At 33.0% G+C, this 22575-nt stretch carries 19 protein-coding genes; 5 read left to right on the top strand and 14 right to left on the bottom strand.

Annotation, left to right across the window (positions count from 1 at the left end; genetic code table 11):
• Positions 1-7 precede the first annotated feature (7 nt).
• The gene (locus ABW636_RS10175) at positions 8-700 is read left to right on the top strand and encodes a YiaD family glycine zipper/OmpA-like lipoprotein (RefSeq protein WP_367589868.1); all 693 of its coding nucleotides are present in this window, start codon (positions 8-10) and stop codon (positions 698-700) included.
• 87 nt (positions 701-787) lie between these two features.
• Here the strand turns inward: ABW636_RS10175 and fumC are convergent, their stop codons facing one another.
• On the bottom strand, positions 788-2185 hold the full coding sequence (gene fumC, locus ABW636_RS10170; protein WP_367589867.1) for a class II fumarate hydratase: 1398 nt from the start codon (positions 2183-2185) through the stop codon (positions 788-790).
• A 197-nt stretch (positions 2186-2382) separates the two neighbouring features.
• Between fumC and ABW636_RS10165 the strand changes: the two genes are divergently transcribed.
• Positions 2383-2559 (top strand): hypothetical protein, encoded by a 177-nt coding sequence (locus ABW636_RS10165; protein WP_367589866.1) that lies wholly within the window; start codon positions 2383-2385, stop codon positions 2557-2559.
• Between the two features lie 109 nt (positions 2560-2668).
• Here the strand turns inward: ABW636_RS10165 and ABW636_RS10160 are convergent, their stop codons facing one another.
• The 5 genes from ABW636_RS10160 to ABW636_RS10140 form a co-directional block, all read right to left on the bottom strand.
• On the bottom strand, positions 2669-3235 hold the full coding sequence (locus ABW636_RS10160; protein ID WP_367589865.1) for a cysteine hydrolase family protein: 567 nt from the start codon (positions 3233-3235) through the stop codon (positions 2669-2671).
• 190 nt (positions 3236-3425) lie between these two features.
• Complete coding sequence (locus ABW636_RS10155) at positions 3426-4199, bottom strand: hypothetical protein (RefSeq protein ID WP_367589864.1); 774 nt, start codon at positions 4197-4199, stop codon at positions 3426-3428.
• Between the two features lie 175 nt (positions 4200-4374).
• Positions 4375-5529, bottom strand: coding sequence for an amidohydrolase (locus tag ABW636_RS10150; RefSeq protein WP_367589863.1), 1155 nt, complete (start codon positions 5527-5529; stop codon positions 4375-4377).
• Positions 5530-5620: 91 nt separating this feature from the next.
• Positions 5621-6508, bottom strand: coding sequence for a PhzF family phenazine biosynthesis protein (locus ABW636_RS10145; protein WP_367589862.1), 888 nt, complete (start codon positions 6506-6508; stop codon positions 5621-5623).
• Between the two features lie 60 nt (positions 6509-6568).
• Entirely contained in the window at positions 6569-7126 is a 558-nt protein-coding gene (locus ABW636_RS10140; RefSeq protein ID WP_367589861.1) for a sigma-70 family RNA polymerase sigma factor, read from the bottom strand.
• Between the two features lie 302 nt (positions 7127-7428).
• Here ABW636_RS10140 and katG point away from each other — a divergent pair, with 302 nt between their 5' ends.
• Positions 7429-9654 (top strand): catalase/peroxidase HPI, encoded by a 2226-nt coding sequence (katG, locus tag ABW636_RS10135; protein WP_367589860.1) that lies wholly within the window; start codon positions 7429-7431, stop codon positions 9652-9654.
• Between the two features lie 105 nt (positions 9655-9759).
• Here the strand turns inward: katG and ABW636_RS10130 are convergent, their stop codons facing one another.
• The 8 genes from ABW636_RS10130 to recG form a co-directional block, all read right to left on the bottom strand.
• Entirely contained in the window at positions 9760-10167 is a 408-nt protein-coding gene (locus ABW636_RS10130; RefSeq protein ID WP_367589859.1) for a GNAT family N-acetyltransferase, read from the bottom strand.
• 66 nt (positions 10168-10233) lie between these two features.
• Positions 10234-10791 carry a hypothetical protein gene (locus ABW636_RS10125; protein ID WP_367589858.1) on the bottom strand — a complete coding sequence of 186 codons (558 nt, stop codon included), beginning with the start codon at positions 10789-10791 and terminating at the stop codon, positions 10234-10236.
• A gap of 280 nt (positions 10792-11071) precedes the next feature.
• On the bottom strand, positions 11072-11542 hold the full coding sequence (locus tag ABW636_RS10120) for a hypothetical protein (protein ID WP_367589857.1): 471 nt from the start codon (positions 11540-11542) through the stop codon (positions 11072-11074).
• A 129-nt stretch (positions 11543-11671) separates the two neighbouring features.
• On the bottom strand, positions 11672-12361 hold the full coding sequence (locus tag ABW636_RS10115) for a DUF4386 domain-containing protein (protein ID WP_367589856.1): 690 nt from the start codon (positions 12359-12361) through the stop codon (positions 11672-11674).
• Positions 12362-12373: 12 nt separating this feature from the next.
• Positions 12374-12784: a hypothetical protein gene (locus ABW636_RS10110; protein WP_367589855.1), complete on the bottom strand. Its 411-nt coding sequence runs from the start codon at positions 12782-12784 to the stop codon at positions 12374-12376.
• Between the two features lie 132 nt (positions 12785-12916).
• Positions 12917-13411, bottom strand: coding sequence for a hypothetical protein (locus ABW636_RS10105; RefSeq protein ID WP_367589854.1), 495 nt, complete (start codon positions 13409-13411; stop codon positions 12917-12919).
• 344 nt (positions 13412-13755) lie between these two features.
• Positions 13756-14802 (bottom strand): adenylate/guanylate cyclase domain-containing protein, encoded by a 1047-nt coding sequence (locus tag ABW636_RS10100; RefSeq protein ID WP_367589853.1) that lies wholly within the window; start codon positions 14800-14802, stop codon positions 13756-13758.
• Between the two features lie 65 nt (positions 14803-14867).
• Complete coding sequence (gene recG / locus ABW636_RS10095) at positions 14868-16970, bottom strand: ATP-dependent DNA helicase RecG (protein WP_367589852.1); 2103 nt, start codon at positions 16968-16970, stop codon at positions 14868-14870.
• A 201-nt stretch (positions 16971-17171) separates the two neighbouring features.
• Here recG and ABW636_RS10090 point away from each other — a divergent pair, with 201 nt between their 5' ends.
• On the top strand, positions 17172-20297 hold the full coding sequence (locus ABW636_RS10090) for a fibronectin type III domain-containing protein (RefSeq protein WP_367589851.1): 3126 nt from the start codon (positions 17172-17174) through the stop codon (positions 20295-20297).
• 163 nt (positions 20298-20460) lie between these two features.
• On the top strand, positions 20461-22569 hold the full coding sequence (locus ABW636_RS10085; protein ID WP_367589850.1) for a M1 family metallopeptidase: 2109 nt from the start codon (positions 20461-20463) through the stop codon (positions 22567-22569).
• The last annotated feature ends 6 nt before the right edge of the window (positions 22570-22575 follow it).

Raw genomic sequence — 22575 nt, 5'->3', positions numbered from 1 at the left:
AGTAATAATGAAAGTATATCTTAAAAAAATAGGAATAGCCATTATGGCAATTTCGGTACTAACAGCTTGTGATGCTGTACAAAATGCAAATAACACGCAAAAGGGAGCAGTAATTGGTACTGCTGCAGGTGCCGTTATTGGGGGTATTATTGGTAATAATGTTAAGAACAAAAACTCTGCTCTTGGAGCTGTGATTGGTGGTGTAGTTGGTGGTGTTGCCGGTGGAGTTATCGGTAAAAAAATGGATAAACAAGCACAAAAAATAGAATCAGAAATTCCAGGAGCCGAAGTAACCAGAGTAGGCGAGGGGATCGATGTAGTGTTTGATGAAAATAGTGGTGTTTATTTTGCGACTAACAAGTCTAATATCAATGAAAAATCCAAGGCAAACCTTCAAAAGTTAGCAGGTATTTTTAAAGAGTATCCTGATACAAATATTATTGTAGAAGGGCATACAGATAGTTCTGGAGATGATGCTTATAATATGACACTTTCTCAGAAACGTGCAAACGCGGTAACAGAGTATTTAGTATCTCAAGGTATTGGTAGAAATCGCTTAACTACTTATGCTCATGGAGAAACATTGCCTAAATATGATAATGGAACCGCAGAAGGAAGAGCAAAAAATAGAAGAGTAGAGTTAGGGATTGTTGCTAACGAAAAAATGAAGCAAGATGCTCAGAATGAAGTAAAGCAATAGGCTTAACTATTTATTTTCTATAATAGAATAAAAAAATCCCGAGTTTTATTGCTCGGGATTTTTTATGCTCACTTTTTTATAAAAGTATTATTTTAAGGTTCCTACCATATCTTCAGGCTTCACCCATTCGTCAAACTCTTGTTCTGTAACATAATCAAGAGCAACTGCTTCATGTTTTAAAGTGGTACCATTTTGATGTGCCGTATTTGCTATTTCTGCAGCTTTATAATATCCTATTTTGGTATTCAAAGCAGTAACAAGCATTAAAGAATTATTTAATAACTCGGTAATTCTTTTTTGATTTGGCTCTATTCCTTGTGCACAATGCTCATCAAAAGATACACAAGCATCTCCAATTAACTGGGCACTTTGTAATAGATTAGCCGCCATAACAGGCTTAAATACGTTTAGCTCAAAATGCCCTTGCATTCCACCTACCGCAATAGCAGCATCATTACCAATTACTTGAGCACAAACCATGGTTAATGCCTCACATTGAGTTGGGTTTACTTTTCCTGGCATGATCGAACTTCCTGGCTCGTTGGCAGGAATAATTAATTCACCAATACCACTTCTAGGACCGGATGCTAACATTCGAATGTCGTTTCCTATTTTATTAAGTGAAACAGCAAGTTGCTTTAAAGCTCCGTGGCTTTCTACAAAGGCATCATGTGCAGCCAATGCTTCGAATTTATTTTCTGCGGTTATGAATGGTAGACTGGTAAACTGTGCAATAAATTCTGATACTCTTTTTGCATATCCTCGAGGAGTATTAAGACCGGTACCTACCGCAGTACCACCTAATGCTAATTCTGCCATATGTGGCAATGTGTTTTCTAATGCTTTTATACCGTGATCTAATTGTGATACATAACCAGATAACTCTTGCCCTATGGTAAGCGGTGTAGCATCCATAAAATGAGTACGTCCTATTTTTACCACATTTCTAAACTCATCTGCCTTACTTTTTAAGGTATCTCTTAGTTGCATTACACCAGGAATGGTAACTTCTACTATTTTTTTATAAGCCGCGATGTGCATTCCTGTTGGGAATGTATCGTTAGAAGATTGAGATTTATTGACATCATCATTTGGTTGTAATGTTTTCTCTCCTTCACCTATAGTTTTACCAGCAATCTGGTGTGCACGGTTGGCAATAACTTCATTAACATTCATGTTACTCTGTGTGCCAGAACCTGTTTGCCAGATTACTAATGGAAACTGATCATCATGCTTACCTTCTAAAATTTCATCACAAACCTGCGAGATAAGGTCTCTTTTTTCTATTGGTAATACTCCTAATTCGCAATTAGTGTAGGCTGCTGCTTTTTTTAAATAAGCAAAACCATAAACAATTTCTAATGGCATAGATGCCGGTGCGCCAATCTTAAAATTATTTCTTGAACGCTCTGTCTGTGCTCCCCAAAGTCGATCTGCAGGCACCTTAACTTCGCCCATCGTGTCTTTTTCTATTCTATACTCCATAGCTTGGATGATTTGTTTTTTGAAGCGCAAATTTAAGGATTTACCAATCGTTTTTGGAATATTCTATTCATTTTTTAAATTTATTATTTTTACAGATACTGAATATTAGTCTTTTAGAAATAATTTAGGTTTCTGTTATGAGATATAGAGAAGAGTTAGTATCTTTGGCAAAAATTGAAAATTAGAATATCACAATTATGTTTGAATTTGATCAGTATCTTGGTTTTTTAGCGTTTTTAACGATCCTTACCATAGGATTTTGGTTAATGATTTTTTTATTAACCTTTGTAGTTCCTTATTGGATTATAGGAGCTAATATTGAAAACTTTAAGTTAAGACAAGAAGCTAAGCGAAAAGCAAAAGAAGAAGCATAATATATCATAATATTATCAAAAAAATAAGCTGTTCAAATTTGAACAGCTTATTTTTTTTGATGGATATATTATATCTTCATATTCAATGTAAAAGAATAATGAGAAAAGATTAAACCAATTCTAGTAACTCTTCAGTAGTTATTACCTTTGCAAACTCTTCATTTAAACTTGCTAAAGTGGTTTGATGAATTATTTCTGAAGGAAATTTTTCTCCGTTAATACCAATTCTATCAAATGTTGCGGTGGCATCAGATATAAGAACGGTATCAAAACCATAATTACCTGCCATCCTTGTTGTAGTAGAAACACAATGATTTGTGGTTAACCCAATAATAACTAACTTATTTACCCCTTCATTTTCTAGACTCTCTTTTAAATTAGTTCCTATAAAAGCGCTATTTACATCTTTTACAATCACGGGTTCTCCCTCTATAGGTTTTACTTCATCTTTTATTTCAAATCCAGGGTGAGATTTATGTAATCTGGATACAGGGTTTTGAGAACTATGTATGATATGAAAAATAGGCAAATTTAATTTTCTCCATGTCTCCAAAATTTGTACAGCCTTTTTTTCGGCATCTTTATTATTTCTATTACCTCCCCAATACTCCTCTTCGTCAAACCCTTTTTGAAGGTCAATTAATAATAATGCTGTATTAAGTTCTCTTAATTTCATATCATTTATTTTATGTAAATATAAATCTCTTAGGAATACTTATTTTGAAAGCAGCTAATATAATGAATGCTTATAGATCTAAACCCTAAAATTATGTTACAAAAAAAGGTGTAAAATTAGCTAGTGATTAGGAAATACCCGTCCCTCTTTTTACTTAATAACTAGACTTCAAAAATTTGTCGTAAGTTGATTAATTTAGAGGTACGGCTTCTTCTTCAGTTAAGTAATGAGATAAATCGGGGTAAAGTCTTAGAGAAGTTTTTAGTTCATCATTGTATGCTTCATGATTTTTTACTTTCCCAAGATATTCTTTGAACATGGCTTCACGACCCAGTTTATACAATGCATATGTTTTGGCTGTTAAATGCCATACTTCCATTTTTAGCCCTAGGATACTCTCTACTTCATTAAGATAAAGTAACGCTTCATCAAATTTCTGAAGTTTAATTTTACTATATGCACAATTTGCTATCATGGTATAATAAAAATTGTTAGATTTTGGCATCTTATTGGCTACATATTCAAACAAACGAAAACACTTTTCGTTTTCATCTAATTTTAAATAGGCTCGACCTATTCGAACAATATTTTTATATTCCTGTTGTTCTAATAACTTATCTACTAGAAGATAGACATCATCTACTTTGGTAGGAGGGTGGTTAACGGTTTGAATAAAACTTTGCTGCGTTTCTAATTTCTCGAATTTTTGATTAATAATTTGCATAAAATTATCCTCATCTTTATAATCGCTTGGTGCAAAAAGAATTTCCCTTTTAAACAACAAAATAGTAAAAAACATGAACGCAATAAAAGAAGGGAAGGCAATAATGAAAACAACAATCATTTGTAATAAAACTGGATTTTCCTTTAAAAATCCAAGAGAAGCTGCTGTAATTGCTTCAATAAAAAACACAAAAATTGCAATTATTCCTAAGGGGTTATTGGGGTAGATTTTTTTTTCCATTTTTTATGACTATAAAATTTGATATAGTTTAGGTATGTGTTTTGGTCGTTTTGTGATAGAACAATAGCTATACAAACTCGATTTAATTTTAATGTTTCTAAAATACCATTTTTAAAACTCTAAATGCTTTATAATTCAATAAAAAAAATACTTAGAAGAATGAAATGTAACGTGCTCAGGATGATGTGTTATGGGTTTCAGAATGTATTGTTTTTTCTATTAATGACGTAAACATTTTGATACCTGTCTCTATTATTTCATCTGGAAAATCGTAATTTGAATGGTGTAGTGCCGGGGAATTTACTCCAGATCCAAGCCCAAACATTGCAGTTTTGTAATGTTTTGCAAACCAACCAAAATCTTCTCCAAATCTAAAAGGATAAGGTCTTTGAATGATTTTAAAATTATTTTCTTTTGCTACCGTATATATCATCTTATTACAGTCATGATCATTTTGACTAGCTGGGAAATATTCAAACCAATCGATAGTATAAGTTAGATTATGTAACATACATTTAGTTTTTACTATTTTCTGCAGTTGTTTTTTTAAAAGATCCATTCTTTCTGTATTCCATGTTCTTATGGTATAATGGAGCTCTCCCATTGCAGGAGAAATACCATAAGCTTTTTCACCCATGGTAATATGAACGGGAGTGAGGATAGCAAAATCATCGCTAAGAGGTTCTGTAACATTTAATGTAGAGAATTCTTTTATTAAATCAGAGATCACTAATGCAGGGTTAATACCATTTTCTGGTTGGGCTGCATGAGATTTTTTCCCTGTTAAATGAATAACAAAACTAACAACCTCTGCAGAAAACCCTTTTTTCATGGTAATGATACTATGTAAGGGTGCTCCAGGGATATTATGAAGCGCAAATATGTAATCAGAGTTTAACTGCTTAAATTTTTGGTCAGATAGAATCTCAAAAGCGCCTTTTCCAGTTTCTTCGGCAGGTTGAAATAGCAACACAATCTTACCCGATTTAAATTTTTGTTTTTTAATCCAGAAAACCAAACCAGCAACAATTGCCATATGCCCATCATGTCCACATTTATGAGAAACACCTTCATTTTGAGATCGGTGATCAAATTCATTTTCTTCTTCTATTGGTAATGCATCTAATTCACACCGAATGGTAATTGTGGTACCGGGTTTAGGAAATGTATATACCGCAGCCAAACCATTGTTACCAATGTTTTCGATGAAATGTGTTGGGTGATGAGAAGTAATAAATTCTTTAATCCTATTTACTGTTTCATATTCGTTACCAGATAATTCTGGGTTTTGATGTAATTCCTTTCTTAATTTTATAATTTCTGGATTCATTGGCTTTTTAAGTTTTTTTGATTCAACTTTTGTTCTGTTAACAAGGGCACATAACAATGTTTTTCTACCATAACATAGCCCTTCTGTTTGGCTACGAATTAATTTCTATACTAACTTTTGATTTAAGAATCCCTTTTCCGCCAACCATTAAATTAATAATAGTATTATTTTTAATTTGCATATCCACAATAATTAAACTTGGAGAAGGTTGATCCATATATTGACCTTGCCTAATCAAATACCTATTTTTTTTAATGTTTAAAACATTATATAAATAGCAAGCAAGCGGGCCAGCAGCCATACCTGTTGCTGCCTCTTCAATAATATGATATCTTGGAGCAAACATTCTGGAATTAGCATCTTTTTTTTGAATAGTAATTGCAGTAGTAAATACATAAAAACCTATTAAATCAAATTCATCACTTATTTTAGAAATAGTTTTAAAATTTGGAGTGATATTTTTAAGAACATCTTCATTTTTAACAGGAACTAATAAAAATGAATTCCCTGTGTTTACTACCTGTAAAGGAGCATTGGGTAAAAGATCATTTTTTTGTAATCCAAGCGATGCCAGAATTAATTGTTCTTTGTGTGATACATTTAAATGCTTAGGAGCTACTTGTTCCATAAATGCATTATCATCAATTAGTTTAATGTATCTTTTCCCATCGATTGTTTCTTTCGAAGAATTATTGCGTTTTAGTATATTTTGTTGTTTTAAATAAGAGAATGTTGCTACTGTAGCATGACCACAATGCGCAATTTGTCGATTAGGTGTAAAGAACTCTAATTTAAAATCTTCGGTTTTAGATTTTGATACAAATGCTGTTTCTGAGAGCCCCACTTTTTTTGCAATTTCTAGTTTGTTTTTATGAGTTAAATTATCTGCATCCAAAACTACTCCTGCCGGATTACCACCTTTATCATCTTCGACAAAAGCATTTAAGACTTGTACATTAATAACTTTTAAATTGTTCATTTTTTATTTTTTAGTATGTTATAACTAGTAGACGTGAACAATTAAAAAAAGACGAAAAAATTATTTTAAACTGTCATCAAAATCCAATAGTTTACCAGATTTGTCAAATTTTGTATTAGGACAATCTATAATATTTTCTTTTAAGACATTTCTTGCTTTTTGTACCCTGGATTTTGCTCCAGAGTAGGATATATCAAGCAAATTAGCTAATTCCTTTTGTGAGATATTTTTAAAAGAAGTTAAGGTAATAGCTTGATGATATTTTGAAGAGAGTTGTTCAATTTTCTGATTGATACAATTGCTTAATTGTGAATATTCGAAATCATCAGTTTCATTTTCAGGAATGTCGAAGTTGTTTATTGAAATAGTTTTCAAACTCAACTTGCGATAATGGTCAATAATCGTATTTCTAGTAATTTGATAAATCCATGAAGTTAGTTTGGAAGTATCTTCGAGTTGATCGATTTTTGATAAGGCTTTACTAAAAGATTCTTGAAGAATGTCTTTTGCAAGATCTTCGTTTTTTATCCTTTTATTGATAAACTTATAAAGCTCTTCATTTAAATCTACCCAAATGTTTTTTACTTCATCTTTCATAGCATGGTTTCTTTGTTTCAATATTGATACATCTTTTAAATGATACTAGGGACAGTCTTTAAAATTACTACAATTAATAAGATATTTATTGATTTAACTTTTAAATTACATTTTAAATAATTAAATGTTAAGGATATGTGATTCATTGTATTATTTCATATTTTTATAAATGATCGAATCAATTTCGAGCATTAAATAATCTTGGGTAATGCTTTAGTATAAATATTATTTATTGTTTATTAGATTAAATATATAATTTATCTATTGTTTTGCTTTGGTATTTAGCTAAGTTTGGTAACAAATCGTAAAAAATCAATTTAAATATGGATAACACAAATAGTCACATTAATGGAGATATAAGTAAATGCCCATTTATGGGGGGAGCAAAAAATGAAAGCGCTGGAGGAGGTACATCTAATCAAGATTGGTGGCCAAATCAATTAAAATTAAATATTCTTAGACAAAATTCTACCAAGTCTGATCCTATGGGAGAAAAATTTGACTATGCTGAAGAATTCAAAAGTTTAGATTTAAATAAAATAAAAAAAGATCTTATAGACTTAATGACTACGTCTCAGGATTGGTGGCCGGCAGATTATGGTCATTATGGTCCTTTGTTTATTCGTATGGCTTGGCATAGTGCAGGTACATATCGTATTCAAGATGGTAGAGGAGGAGCAGGTTCTGGAAGCCAACGTTTTGCTCCTTTAAATAGTTGGCCGGATAACGGAAACCTTGATAAGGCAAGGCTATTATTATGGCCTATAAAACAAAAATATGGAAGAAAAATCTCCTGGGCAGATTTAATGATTTTGGCAGGAAATTGTGCTTTGGAATCTATGGGTTTTAAAACCTTTGGTTTTGCCGGTGGGCGTGAGGATATCTGGGAGCCTGAACAAGATATTTACTGGGGTTCTGAAACCGAATGGATGGGAGATAAAGAACGTTATTCTGGTGAGCGAGAGTTAGAAAATCCATTAGGAGCAACTCATATGGGACTTATATATGTAAACCCAGAAGGCCCAGGTGGTAATCCGGATCCTCTAGGATCTGCTTATGATATCAGAGAAACCTTTGGTCGTATGGCAATGAATGACGAAGAAACGGTTGCTTTGGTAGCAGGAGGTCATACTTTTGGAAAAGCCCATGGAGCAGCCGATCCTGATAAATATGTTGGGGCTGAACCAGCAGGAGCAAGTATAGAAGAGCAAAGTTTGGGTTGGAAAAATACATTTGGTTCTGGTAAAGGTGATGATACAATTACCAGTGGTCTTGAAGGGGCATGGACTCCAAACCCTATAAAATGGGATCATGATTACTTCGAAGTTCTGTTAGGATATGATTGGGAATTAACAAAGAGCCCAGCAGGAGCTCATCAATGGGTTCCTACAGAAGCCTCTTCGGCAAGAACAGCTCCTAAAGCAGGAGATGCATCTAAGCAACAATCGCTGATGATGACTACGGCAGATATGGCATTAAAATTAGATCCTGTTTATCTTCCAATTTCTAAACGTTTTTATGAAAACCCAGTAGAGTTTGAAGAAGCTTTTGCTCGTGCTTGGTTTAAGCTAACACATAGAGATATGGGACCTAAAGTTCTTTATTTGGGATCGGATGTGCCGAAAGAAGAGTTAATCTGGCAAGACCCTGTACCCGCTGTTACACATGAATTAATTGGTGAAGCAGATATAGACGAATTGAAAAGAAGAATATTAGCCTCAGGATTAACCATATCGCAATTGGTAACTACCGCATGGGCGTCTGCATCTACTTTTAGAGGTTCTGATAAACGAGGGGGCGCGAATGGAGGACGTATTCGTCTTGCACCACAAAAAGATTGGAGTATAAATAATACTACTCAGGTTACCAGAGTTTTAGAAGTGTTAGAAGGGGTTAAAACAGAGTTTAATGAAGCTCAAGAAGGCAATAAACAAGTATCTATAGCAGACTTAATTGTTTTAGGAGGTAGTGCCGCTATAGAACAAGCAGCAAAGAATAAGGGGCATAAGATAACGGTACCATTTGCAGCAGGTCGTACAGATGCTTCTCAAGAACAAACAGATGTAGAATCGTTTGCAGTACTAGAACCTATTGCAGATGGGTTTAGAAATTATTTAAAAGGAAGTCACGGCGCGTCTGCAGAAGAATTATTAGTAGATAAAGCACAGCTACTAACGCTTACAGTTCCAGAGATGGCAGTATTAGTAGGAGGAATGCGCGTACTTAATACAAATCATGACCTATCTAATCATGGGGTATTTACCAGTAACCCTGAATCGTTAAGCAATGATTTCTTTAAAAATCTATTAGATATGAAAACTACCTGGAAGAGCATTTCTGATGATGGTAATGTATTCGAAGGGCGTAATCGTATCACGGGAGAACTTATATGGACAGGAACAAGAGTTGATCTTATTTTTGGTTCGAATTCTGAGCTTCGTGCTATTGCAGAAGTATATGCATGTGAAGACTCAGAAAAGAAATTCATTCATGATTTTGTGTCAGCATGGACCAAGGTAATGAACCTGGACCGGTTTGATTTGAAATAGTGTTTGAAATATTTCATCCATCCCAGAAAAGATGACTTATAACAAGTCATCTTTTCTATTTTATGTAGTAATACAATAAAGTGTATTGTTTTATATCATTAAGAACTAGTGTTCGTTTCCCTTATAAATCCACATAGGTGCTGTCTCACCAGCCCTTTTAAATCCTACTTTTTTATAAAAATCTATTGCTTTACCATCTGCAGTTAGTATCTGCATATGAAAATCACCATATTTCTCCTGCATTTTAGATACAATTCTTTGTCCAATACCTTGTCCGTGATAATCAGGATGAACTAATAAATGAGGATAATATACCACAAGGTGCCCATCAGAAATAGCATTTCCTAAACCGACAAGTTCTTCACCACTCCAGGCAGAAATTAATGTATGCGAATTTATAAGTGCATTATAGAGCTCATTTGGTTTTTCGGCAGCACTCCATTTATTTGCTTTATAAAGATGTACTATTTGTTGTATATCAATGTTTCTGGTTTCAGAAATTGTAATTTCCATGCTTAATTATAAATAGTATTATTTCAAATTTGTTTGTAGTAAAACATACAAAAGTTACAGGTTATGTTAATATTCTCTACTTTCTATTTGAAACTTGAATCCAACATCCTGAACACCAAATGATGTTTCGTAAGTGCTTTTGGTCAAAATGAATTCGAAAGTGGGTTCCCATCCACTGCTTTGTTTGGTTTCACCTCCTAAAATTTCTACAGTATATATTCCATTTTCTAAAGGAATTTTTGGTCGAATAGTATTTGAGGTAAGATTTTTTATTCCGTTTTCTTCATTCCATAGCTGTAAATATGGAATAGTCATTAGATATATTTCATTACTAATGACTTCCAAAATATATCCTTCTTTTCGAAACTGCAAATCACTTTCATGATTATTGAATGCGGAATCTTTAGTATTAATAGTGAAAAAAATATGATAAGGATAGTTTTTGACTCCAGACATTGGGATTAACACTCCTTTTTCAACCACCAAGTCTCCACTATCATTTGTAGTGAATTCTTGTATCAAATTATCAGACAACTTATTCTCTAGTTTAAATTTGGATAAGTTTGCAGGATCTCCCAAAAAAAAGTAATCCCATAAATCGTTTAAACACTCTGTAAATTTCATAAATAAATTATCTAATTATACATTATTAGTCACACCCAATTTGCAGGCAGCAATTATGGAATAAATAATGTGCTAAAACTAATTAAAAAAAGAAACCGAATCAATTATATTACAAGAATTGGAAAATGTTTTTATGTGTTATCTATTCGTTTTGTTATTAGTTTTTTTAGAGGTATTTGTGTTTAAAAAACTCATGATATACTTTATGAATTTATAAGAATTATCTTTTGAAACACTGATCATTACATGAGCTATTTTTCTATATAATGGTAGTGATACATCATATTTTCAATACAATTTCTGCTTTGTTAATAATAAGTGTAGGATTTTTGGTAGCAACCAGGATTCCCTTAAATGTATAGTTTCCATCATCTTCAATTTTAAACTCAGAGTTTTTACCCGTAAAACTCCAGTCTGTTTTCCCCATGATTGATGTTTTAAGTTCTCCTAAGGTTATATTTTTCTCGGTAGTGTCAATTTCTAATATTCCAAGGTTTTCTCCGTCTTTTAACACTTCTATTTGAAATTGTAAAGTAACGTCTCCTTCATATTTCATATCCATTTCTGACCAAAAAGCAATTTCATCTCCTTTTTTAAGTGATAAAGAGGTTTCCTTAATAATTAGATTATTGTCATCGGTACTTACTTGATTGATAGCTAATCTGGCTATTTCTTCTCCGGTAAGAGCACTACAACCAGTCAATCCTGCGAATACCAATAAAGTTGTGATAATAGATAAAAGTTTGTTCATTTTATTAAAATTATGATGGTTACTATTATTTAGTAAGTGTCATATAACCATAATATGTTACTTTATCTTTGATGAATATTTTTAGATACTGTTTTTTATCAAGGATTTTTTAAAGTATAAGATTCAATATTATTTTGTTGTTTTCACTCCTTTAACCAATAACCAAAGTGAAAAAGACAATTCTCCGATTAAAGAAAATAAGAGTACTAAAAATACATCTTCAGAGTATTGTGGTGCAAGAATGAGTACCAAACTATTAATCAGGTAACAAAGACCGGCATTACCCATTAAAACACCTAAAACATTTGGAAAATAATTTGATTTAAAAATTAAATAACCATAGGTTAAACAAGCAAATCCGAAAAAAATAAGCCCAAGTCCAAAACCATAATCATGTACGTCGGTTAACAAATATACTTGCGCATGTATTTGATCTGCATCGAATGCTTTTGTATACGATGGATTATTGATCAAAACGGTAGCAACAATAAGTGACATCTTATTAACGACTAATACCGCGGTTTGTATAACATTAAACAAAACACCCAGTAATGCCAGGTATTTGTTTACGTTTTTAAGCAACAGAAATAAAATAATCATTAACGGAATATCCAGGATATGCATCATAATATCTCCTATAATACCTATACGCCATAAAGTGTTCGAAGCCACAAGATTTTGATAAGTAGTGGCAGGATCCATGGTGATCACCGATCCCCTGATAACTATTTGTCCAAGAGCACCAAGAACAATTATTAAGAGGTATAAAACTCCACCTATACGGGCATATTTAGAAAGAGAATATTTCGTGTTGATCATTGATTATAACAATTAAGTTGTTGGTTTAGTAGTTTGTTTTAATTTTATGTAATGGTTATAGACATAGCGCCAAGGTATAACAATGGGTACTAATATTACACCGATTAGGCATGCAAAAAGAGTTTCTTTTGCATAGGTATCCAGGCCATGGTTCAACCAGGTTGGTAATGCAAAACCAAATACCCAAATTAATTTCCAGATTAGTTCGAAAATTAAAATAGGAAGCATTTTTATGGGAAACCGAATACCGAGTGCAGCCAGTAACGCCAATGCCCCCAATAAGGATTGAATTACTGTGTCTTCATTGGCTAATCTCTGCGTAGGAACAATTATTTCAGGCCAAATAGTAAGGATCAACCCTGCTGCTATAAGCAAATACATTGCACGTAAAAAGTATAAGCTTAACTTTGATATTTCTGACATAATTCGCCCTTTTCTTTTGATGACGATTAGATGGGAAGATTGTTACATATGGCGTTTTAATCGTTATCGTTTTTAGTCTCCAAGTGGATTGAAAATATAGCAGTACTATGTCATAATTGTACTATATATTGTCTATTGCTTTTTCTTAGTATAATTATACTCACTTCTTTTTATCCAATTATCTGTTTGATCGAATTGAACTTCTTTTCTAATCAAAAACAATTCATTTCCAAGAATATATGTATATCGAATATGGGCAGTTTTATTATCATCTTTACCTTTATGCATGGTTTGAATTTGAATAGATCTATTTTCTAATTTCTTTCTTGATATGACTTCTTTTTTATTCAATAGCAACCCATTTCTAGAAATTTTAATTTTTTCTGAATTATTTGCCTTAGGCTCATTTGGATAAATATGACTTAGCGCTAAACTGTTTTTATCTTTTCCTTGTTGAACAACCAAATTTGCAGGCATGGTAAAGGGTTGATTTGTTTTATAGTCAAGATATGTAATACTTCCTTGCCAGTCACCTATAATGATTTTCAAATCTTCAGGAGTTATTGCTGTTTGAGCATACGTACTTAAGGAAAGTAACAATAGTAAATGAGTTATGGCTAATTTCATGTGTATTTATTTTTTGTCTCTCAAAAATAACGAAAATAAAGGGGATATTCTTGCATGTATTAACCCTCGCATAAAAATAAGCAATCAGCTTACCGATGATCAATACTTTTGTTGCGAGGACGGATATCTTAGGTGCGGTGGAAGAATTTTACATATCTTGACTATAAAACAATTCGGGGAAGGGTTTAGGTATCGTTCGGGTAGTCTTTTTTATATAGCTGGTCGATAAAAAATATTGATAGATGATACATACAGCGGGGATGAACTTTTAGATAGTTGGGGACAGGTAAAATTAATGTAGGGAGAGGTGTAGGTATGATAGGGGAATACTTGTATGTAATGAATCAATATGTTTTTTTTGTTTGATAAACACCATACAGAAGCACTTGTTTTTCTTTCCCTTTAAGTGCGATATCACCAATTTTATCAAAATAGAAATTAGTATCACCAAGCACATTTTTTAAATTTTCTGATATTAAAAGCTCTTGATTAAACTCATTGCATTTACCTTGAATCCTTGCTGCCGTATTAATTGTGTCTCCGTGGTAGGCGATTTCCTTTTTAAATTTACCAACTTCGGTTACCGTAACGATACCTAAATTTATTCCTGCTTTAAAATGAGGGGTGCAATTATAGTTTTTTAAGTAAAAATCTTTTTTTTGATCTAATCGTTTTTTAAAATTAAAATATGCATTTAAACAATTTTGGTTTTTTAACCCTTCTTTGAGTTTCCATGTCAAGACCACTTCATCTCCTACATATTGATATATTTCTGCTTCGTTTTCTACAACAACTCCTAAATCATTAAAACAATCCTGAATCATCTTACTATATTTGATATGCCCTAGTTTTTCAGCATGTTGTGTCGAAGATTGAAGATCTAGAAACATAAAAATACGTTCTTCTTCTCTTGGCGAATAAAACTTACCGCTAAAAAGTTTCCAAAGATTATTACTACCAAGAAATAAATTGACCTGTCGTAATCCAAACATAAAAATATCGACGGATATTATATATAAATAGATAGCTAAGCTACCGGGTTCGAATGCAAATTTGAAAAATGTTATGTTCTTTGCAAAAATGGCATACGATAGGGCTATTATAGAGAGTAGAAAAAGCAAAACATATATCAGTCGCAATAAGGATAGTTTTAATAAAGATATTCTTCCATAACTTCGTTCTTCTATTAATATTTGAACATACCCGGAAATAAAACCTAACAATGGCCCTCCTATAATAGAGGTAACTATAGATTGCCAAATTTCGAACTGAACAGATCCTAACTCTCGAGTTCCCTCACCTCTTACAATACTTAAAAATATAAATGCCAATGTCCAACCTATACCATATTGTCGAATGATTTGCCATCTACGTTTATTTTTAAATTTCATAGAACAGTATGTATGGTTGTCGATATAATTTATTAGTCATTTATAAGATCAATGTTGTGTTGATATTACGAAATGTAATTCCAGATATTTTTGTGTTTGGCCATTTGTTGGTAGGTATATAAAAGTACTTTGTTTTTTTCTAGTGATAAGGACGGATCTTCATTCAGTATTTTAACTGCATAATGACGTGCCGTTTTTAAAATTTCATTATCTTTTACAATATCCGCAATTTTTAGCGTTAGTACACCACTTTGTTGTGTACCCATAATATCACCCGGGCCACGTAGTTTTAAATCTACTTCGGCAATATCAAATCCATCATTTGTTCGAACCATGGTTTCTAACCTGGTTTTACTATCTGCAGATAATTTAAAACTCGTCATCAAAATACAAAAACTTTGCTCAGCACCACGGCCCACACGACCACGTAATTGGTGTAACTGGGACAAACCAAATCTTTCGGCACTCTCTATAATCATAACACTGGCATTGGGTACATTTACACCAACCTCTATAACTGTGGTAGCCACCATTATTTGCGTTTCTCCTTTTACAAAGCGATCCATCTCATAGTCTTTATCGGCAGGTTTCATTTTACCATGCACTATAGAAATCTGATAGGTGGGAGAGGGAAAAGAGCGAGCGATACTTTCGTACCCGTCCATAAGATCTTTATAATCCATAGCTTCAGACTCTTGTATCAAGGGGTAAACGATATAAATTTGTCTTCCCTTTTGTATTTCATCTGCAATAAATTTAAAAACTTTTAAACGGTTACTATCATAACGATGTACTGTTTTGATTGCTTTACGACCGGGAGGAAGTTCATCAATAACAGAAATATCTAAATCTCCGTACAAACTCATGGCCAAGGTTCTGGGAATTGGGGTAGCGGTCATCACCAGAATATGTGGCGGGTAGGTGTTTTTGTGCCATAATTTGGCACGTTGCGCTACTCCAAATCGATGTTGTTCATCTATAATAGCCAAACCAAGGTTATGAAATTGTACCTTGTCCTCTAGAATGGCATGCGTACCAATAAGAATATGTAAATCCCCTTCTGCTAATGAAGCATGAATTTCACGTCGTTCTTTGGCTGTAGAACTCCCCATTAAGAGTTTTACATTAATATCAAGATCTTTGGTGAGTTCTTTGATTCCTTGATAGTGTTGGTTAGCCAGAATCGCGGTAGGAGCCATTAGACAAGCTTGAAAACCATTATCGATAGCCAATAACATAGTCATTAATCCAACAATAGTTTTACCAGAACCCACATCTCCCTGCAATAATCGATTCATCTGTGCACTATTACCAATATCATTTCTAATTTCTTTAATCACTCTTTTTTGAGCATTGGTTAACTCAAAAGGGAGGTGATCCTTATAAAACGTATTAAAATAGTCACCTACCAAAGGAAAAGGAAATCCTTTTATCTTTTGTTTTCGAATTAGTTTTTTAGTAATTAATTGTAATTGTATGTAGAATAACTCTTCAAACTTAAGACGATATTGTGCTTTAGCAAGTAATTCTTGATTTTTTGGAAAATGAATATTGAAGACTGCTTCACTCTTTGATATAAGCTTTAAATCATCTAGAATCTCTTTGGTTAATGTGTCATAAAACCTGGCCTTAGTCTCTACAAACAATTGTTGCATCATCTTACTTATTACACGATTGGAGATCCCTTTGTTGGCTAACTTTTCTGTCGAAGGATATATGGGTTGCATGGCAATTTTAAGGTTTTGCTGATGCTCTGAGAGTAACTCCATCTCTGGATGAGGCATACTAAACCCATTATAATATTTGGTCTTTCCAAAAATTACATAGGGAGTGTTTAGCTTTATTTGTTCCTGAATCCATTTATGTCTTCTAAACCATACCAATTCCATTTCGCCGGTTTCGTCTATAAACTTGGCAACAAGTCGTTTTCCTCTTTTTTGTGCAACTGTTTTGATATGCACGATTTTCCCAACAATTTGTACTTCGGAAGAGTTACGTTGTAATTGATTAATCTTATAATATTGCGTTTTATCAAGATAACGATTAGGAAAAAGATTGATAAGGTCCTGATAGGTATGAATCCCTAATTCTGACCGAAGTAGATTTGCTCTTGACGGGCCAACACCCTTAAGGTAATCAATAGGAGTTTGTAAAATAGAAGGATTCATTAGGACGAAGATACTGTTTGTTAGATAATCATAAAGTCATTAACCGTTTATACATTTATTTCTACCTTTTATACATTTATATAAACCGTTTATACAATTTGAAAACGAATAAAAAACGAGTTTTATTAAATTTAGTTTACTTAAGTGTATAAATAAGATAAAAAACTTATACCGATGTAATTACACAAATGATCTAATATTATGAAAAAAAATGCCTACCCAATCCTAGCAGGAATTAGCTTATTGTCTATTTGTATGTTCTCTATAATACAATTAACAAGAGATAACGAAATAGCGGATACAAATATAGTAAATGATAAGATAAGTGAATTAAGGAATCAACATTCAGAATACTTAAAAAACAGTCCTTATAAAGAAACCAAATATCTTTCTAAACAAGAAAGAAAGGAACTTCGTTTGCCACCTGATAAGTATTATGAACAGATGTGGGAACTAACCATAAATCCTGCTACAGGAAGAACTGAACCTGAAGTCGTAGAAAAATTGCGAAAACAGTTAGAAAGAAAAATCAGAAGTAAAAGAGCTCCAGGTGATGATGTGAATAATCCTTGGATATCAAGAGGGTCTAATAATGTAGGGGGACGCACACGAGCAGTACTATTTGATCCTAATGATCCTAATTATAAAAGAGTTTTTTCTGGTGGTGTAAGTGGTGGACTATGGGTAAATGATGATATTACCTTAGAGGATTCAGAGTGGAGGATGGTACAAGGAGTTCCAGGAAACCTTAATGTAACTACAATAGCAGTCGATCCCAAAGATTCGGATATTTGGTATTTAGGAACAGGAGAACAATATACTAATGGAGATGTAGTGGGTAATGGAATATATAAATCTGTAGATGGTGGTGTTAATTGGAAACCCTTAAATATTTTACCGGCTGATGATGGTGATCTAGGAATTTCTCTTTCAGGGATTTTCTATATAAATGATATAGTTGTCTGGGAAAATATAGCACTTAATAGAACTGAAATATTTGTTGGTGTAGGATCAGGTTTACACACTCTATTTAATCCATTTCAAGTATTAGGAACACAATCAAGTGGGATATATCGATCTATTGATAATGGAGAAACGTGGAATCGTTTAGAGTCTGATAATTTAAAGTTTGTAGATAGGTTTGGTAATTCGACATTTTATATTCCTAATGATTTTGAAATAGGAGCTGATAATAAATTATGGATGTCTACCGTGGGGGTTAAGATTTTAGGAGATATTGAAGGTGGACGTATTTTTAGTTCTATAGATGGTGAAAATTGGTTAGAAGCTCCTGTTTCTCCACTTCCTAATGCAGACAGGTTAGAATTAGAAGTATCAAGTTATAATGCTAATAAGTTATATGCTCTTAGCGCTGGAAGGGGTTCAAAATCTGAACAGATTTATGTGACTACCGATGGATTTAACTCTGAAGAAAATCTTTCTAAGACTAATTTACCCGTAGACGTGGATAGAATAATTTCGAGGTTTGGTTTTACACGATTTCAAGGATTTTATAACTTAATGATTGAATCTGATCCAACCAATGATTCAATTTTATATGTTGGAGGAATAGATCTATTTAGATCAGTTGATAATGGAGCAAGTTGGGATCAGATTTCTAAATGGACAGATAGTGAATTTTTTGGATTAGATAAATTAGAAGTTCCTTTGGTTCATGCAGATCAACATGCCATGGTATTTAGACCAGGCAATACCGATCAGGCAATTTTTGGTAACGATGGAGGGGTTAATTTTGCCAATAGTTTATCTAAAACACAAAATAATCCAGATGCAATTCAAAGCAGGGTTAAAGGGTATATAACTACTCAATTTGTAAAGGGCGCTATAGGACCTAATGGAGTGGCGAACAGAAGTGAAATCTTTTCTGCAGGAGCACAAGATAACGGAACTCAGGCGTTTATAAATCCAAAAAGTGGAGCCAATGGTACGGTACAAGTAAGCGGTGGAGATGGAGGATATACCTTTGTGGATAAAGATGGAGAATATTTAATAACCACTACAATATATAATAGGCAAATATTAAAAGTGTATTTACCCTGGAATGGTTCATTTGATGATATTAAAGATGAAACTTTATTGGAAGAGTCTTCTGGTGATTTTGTTAATGCTATGGGATATGATGATAAGGCTAACTTCTTATTAGCCAATAGTTCTGTTCGATCATCTAATAATAAAATTAAAACCATTGATGTAGCAAATAATAAAAATGATGACATTACCAATTCATTATTAACTGATTCGCCTACAGCGTTTGTTGCATCACCTTATACAGATCATACTTGGTTAGTGGGATTAAAAGATGGAAAAATGATCAAATTGACCGATGTAGGAATAGGTACTGCCACATGGGTAGAAATTTCTAATCCATTTTTAGGTTCCATATCTTCTATACGATATGGTGCAACCGATAATGATATATTAGTTACTATTCATAATTATGGTGTAGTAAGCGTATGGGCTTCTGTAGATGGTGGAGAAACCTGGATGAACAAAGAAGGGGATTTACCCAATATTCCTGTTAGAGATATTTTACAAAACCCATTGGATAGGAGAGAAGTAATTCTAGCAACACAATTAGGAGTTTGGAAAACAAGAAACTTTGATACTACCAACCCGAATTGGGTACGATCGCAAAATGGGATGAGTGATGTAAGAGTTACTTCTTTTGATTATTGGGCAAAAGGAGGAAGTCATTATGATAATGTAATCCTGGCATCGACTTATGGGCGAGGTGTTTTTACAGGATCTTTTACTTCTAATCCCGATGATCAAGCTCCTACAGCACCCACCAATCTTACAGCTTCTAATATCACATCGACAACTATAGATGTTTCATGGACGGCATCATCAGATAATGTTGCAGTAACCAGATATGATGTATTGGTAGATGGAAAAACAGTTGTATATGGTATTACAGAGACCAATACGACCTTAACAAGACTCAATGCTAACACAGAATATAGTATCAGTGTGATAGCATATGATGCAGTAAGCAATGCTTCAGAACAAAGTGAAGTGTTGAAAGTAAGTACTTTGGAAGATGTAAGTAAAGATTTTATAACATCGAATAATGTTGTATTGTATCCTAATCCAGTTAGTAGAGGAAGGGATATAACAGTTACTCTTTCAGAATCAATGCAAAATACGCCATACAGTATTGCTAACATTACAGGGGCAATTGTTAAAAAAGGAATACTAACAGATAATTCATCGCAAATTGGGATACAAGAGTTAGACAGTGGTGTATACTTTTTACAAATCAGAAATAATAAAGAAAACTATTTCAGAAGATTTGTTAAGGAATAAAGACAGAAATAGTGTATATAAAATTATAGAAGAGGCTGCAGTATGCAGCCTCTTTATTTTTAGTAATAATTGATCTTACTTATATCACAAAGAATTAGGAAGGGTGTGTCACATTAACAGACTTATTTCGTTATTTTGGCAAAACATTTGATGAATCATTAGTATGAGATTTTTAACACCTGTATGTATTATTTTATTTTCAATTGTATCGCATGCACAAAAAGAAACGCTAACAATAGCTAAAGAACAACCTCATGTAGATTTTACAGAGGCCAAGGTTGATATTCTGATAACACCAAAAACTCAAACTGTCGCTGGAGAAGTAACCTATATATTTAATGTTCTAAAATCAATTGATACCGTATTTGTAGATGCTCAAAAGATGAATATTAACAAAGTGGTTTTAGAAGAAAACAAAATTGATTTTATATATGATTCTAAAAAAATAGGAATTATAAGTGATTTTAAACCCAATACCCGCTATTCTGTAACAATAGCATATGATGCAACCCCCAAAAAGGCATTGTACTTCGTTAAGGATATAGAGGGTAATGATCAGGTTTGGACCCAAGGTCAAGGAAAATATACTTCGAACTGGTTACCTAGTTTTGATGATATGAACGAAAAAGTAGCCTTTGACTTAGCTATTAGCTATTATAAAAATTTTGAAGTGATCGCCAATGGTACATTAGAAAAGGTAGTTCCGATAAATGATTCTATTCAAAAGTGGCAGTATGATATGCAACAGCCTATGAGTAGCTATCTGGTAGCTTTTGCGATAGGTAAGTATGATAAGGTGGCAGACGTATCTTCAAGCGGAACTCCATTAGAAATGTATTACTACCCAAAAGATAAAGATAAGTTTGAATTTACTTATAAACACAGTAAAAAAATATTTGATTTCCTGGAAGAAGAAATTGGTTTTGATTATCCATGGCAAAATTATAAACAAATACCGGTAAAAGATTTTTTATATGCAGGAATGGAAAATACAGGAACTACCATTTTTTCTGATAGTTTTATTGTAGACGAAACAGGGTTTGTGGATCAGAATTACATAAATGTAAATGCTCATGAGCTCGCACATCAATGGTTTGGTGACTTGGTTACAGCAACAGAAGGGAAACATCATTGGTTACAGGAAGGTTTTGCAACATATTATGCTTTGTTGGCAGAAAAAGAAATTTTTGGAGAAGATTATTTCTTGTTTAAACTATATGAAAGCGCAGAGCAATTAACAGAACTATCAAAAACAGATAACGCTACTTCTTTACTAGATCCTAAGGCAAGTTCGTTAACATTTTATCAGCGTGGGGCATGGGCATTACATGCGCTTAGAAATTTAATTGGTGACGCAAGTTTTAAAATTAGTGTTCATAATTATTTAGAAAAACATAAGTTTAAAAATGTCACGACTAACGATTTTATTGCTGTGGCATCTTCGGTAAGTGGAATGGATTTATCTGATTATAAAAAATTGTGGTTAGATAATGTTAAATTTCCATCACAAGAAGCATTAGATATTCTTACGCAATCAAAGTTTATCAAAGACTATCTAAACCTTGCCAAAGAAAGGACACAACCAATTGCCGGAAAATGGAAAGAACTATCAGAAGCTCTTAGTTTTCCTGTTAACGATTATATTGGACAGGAAGCGGTATATCAATTAAGTGGTAATCGAGATCCAGAAGTAATAGCACTTTATGACAAAGCGTTTGAAACCAACAATGTTTTTGTACGTCAGGCAATAGCAAATACGCTTAGTACAGTACCCAAAGATTTACAAGAACAATACGAATCCTTATTAAAAGATGCATCATATGCTACTATAGAACCTGCTATTTATCATTTATGGAGCAGTTTTCCACAAAAAAGAAAAGAATACCTCGATACGACCAAAGAAATTATAGGATTTAATAATAAAAATATTAGAACACTATGGTTGGTGTTGGCATTAAGCACACAAGGGTATCAAACAGATCAGCATCAGAAATATTATCAGGAACTATCCAGTTATACATCCCCTAAATACAGTTTTAATGTTCGACAAAATGCATTTACCTATTTAGAGAGTTTACAAGCTTTTTCGGATCAATCTCTACAACATTTGGCAGAAGGTGCAGTGCATCACAATTGGCGTTTTCGAAGTTTCTGTAGAAAATTAGTAGATGCCGTACTTAAAAATGAAGAATATAAAAAGAAATATGTAGCTTTATGGGAACGTTTACCAAAAAATCAACAAGATTTTTTAAAGAAAAAGTTAACCCCATAATATAAA

This window comes from Aquimarina discodermiae (genome assembly GCF_040786235.1).
Taxonomy (GTDB): Bacteria; Bacteroidota; Bacteroidia; order Flavobacteriales; family Flavobacteriaceae; genus Aquimarina.
Note: the sequence above shows the minus strand (reverse complement) of the source record. Positions and strands in the feature narration are given on the sequence as shown.

Excerpts from the sequence above, each read along its gene's own strand:
- ABW636_RS10175 (WP_367589868.1), top strand. The coding sequence starts at position 8 with ATGAAAGTATATCTTAAAAAAATAGGAATAGCCATTATGGCAATTTCG.
- fumC (WP_367589867.1), bottom strand. The coding sequence starts at position 2,185 with ATGGAGTATAGAATAGAAAAAGACACGATGGGCGAAGTTAAGGTGCCT.
- ABW636_RS10165 (WP_367589866.1), top strand. The coding sequence starts at position 2,383 with ATGTTTGAATTTGATCAGTATCTTGGTTTTTTAGCGTTTTTAACGATC.
- ABW636_RS10160 (WP_367589865.1), bottom strand. The coding sequence starts at position 3,235 with ATGAAATTAAGAGAACTTAATACAGCATTATTATTAATTGACCTTCAA.
- ABW636_RS10155 (WP_367589864.1), bottom strand. The coding sequence starts at position 4,199 with ATGGAAAAAAAAATCTACCCCAATAACCCCTTAGGAATAATTGCAATT.
- ABW636_RS10150 (WP_367589863.1), bottom strand. The coding sequence starts at position 5,529 with ATGAATCCAGAAATTATAAAATTAAGAAAGGAATTACATCAAAACCCA.
- ABW636_RS10145 (WP_367589862.1), bottom strand. The coding sequence starts at position 6,508 with ATGAACAATTTAAAAGTTATTAATGTACAAGTCTTAAATGCTTTTGTC.
- katG (WP_367589860.1), top strand. The coding sequence starts at position 7,429 with ATGGATAACACAAATAGTCACATTAATGGAGATATAAGTAAATGCCCA.
- ABW636_RS10130 (WP_367589859.1), bottom strand. The coding sequence starts at position 10,167 with ATGGAAATTACAATTTCTGAAACCAGAAACATTGATATACAACAAATA.
- ABW636_RS10125 (WP_367589858.1), bottom strand. The coding sequence starts at position 10,791 with ATGAAATTTACAGAGTGTTTAAACGATTTATGGGATTACTTTTTTTTG.
- ABW636_RS10120 (WP_367589857.1), bottom strand. The coding sequence starts at position 11,542 with ATGAACAAACTTTTATCTATTATCACAACTTTATTGGTATTCGCAGGA.
- ABW636_RS10115 (WP_367589856.1), bottom strand. The coding sequence starts at position 12,361 with ATGATCAACACGAAATATTCTCTTTCTAAATATGCCCGTATAGGTGGA.
- ABW636_RS10110 (WP_367589855.1), bottom strand. The coding sequence starts at position 12,784 with ATGTCAGAAATATCAAAGTTAAGCTTATACTTTTTACGTGCAATGTAT.
- ABW636_RS10105 (WP_367589854.1), bottom strand. The coding sequence starts at position 13,411 with ATGAAATTAGCCATAACTCATTTACTATTGTTACTTTCCTTAAGTACG.
- ABW636_RS10100 (WP_367589853.1), bottom strand. The coding sequence starts at position 14,802 with ATGAAATTTAAAAATAAACGTAGATGGCAAATCATTCGACAATATGGT.
- recG (WP_367589852.1), bottom strand. The coding sequence starts at position 16,970 with ATGAATCCTTCTATTTTACAAACTCCTATTGATTACCTTAAGGGTGTT.
- ABW636_RS10090 (WP_367589851.1), top strand. The coding sequence starts at position 17,172 with ATGAAAAAAAATGCCTACCCAATCCTAGCAGGAATTAGCTTATTGTCT.
- ABW636_RS10085 (WP_367589850.1), top strand. The coding sequence starts at position 20,461 with ATGAGATTTTTAACACCTGTATGTATTATTTTATTTTCAATTGTATCG.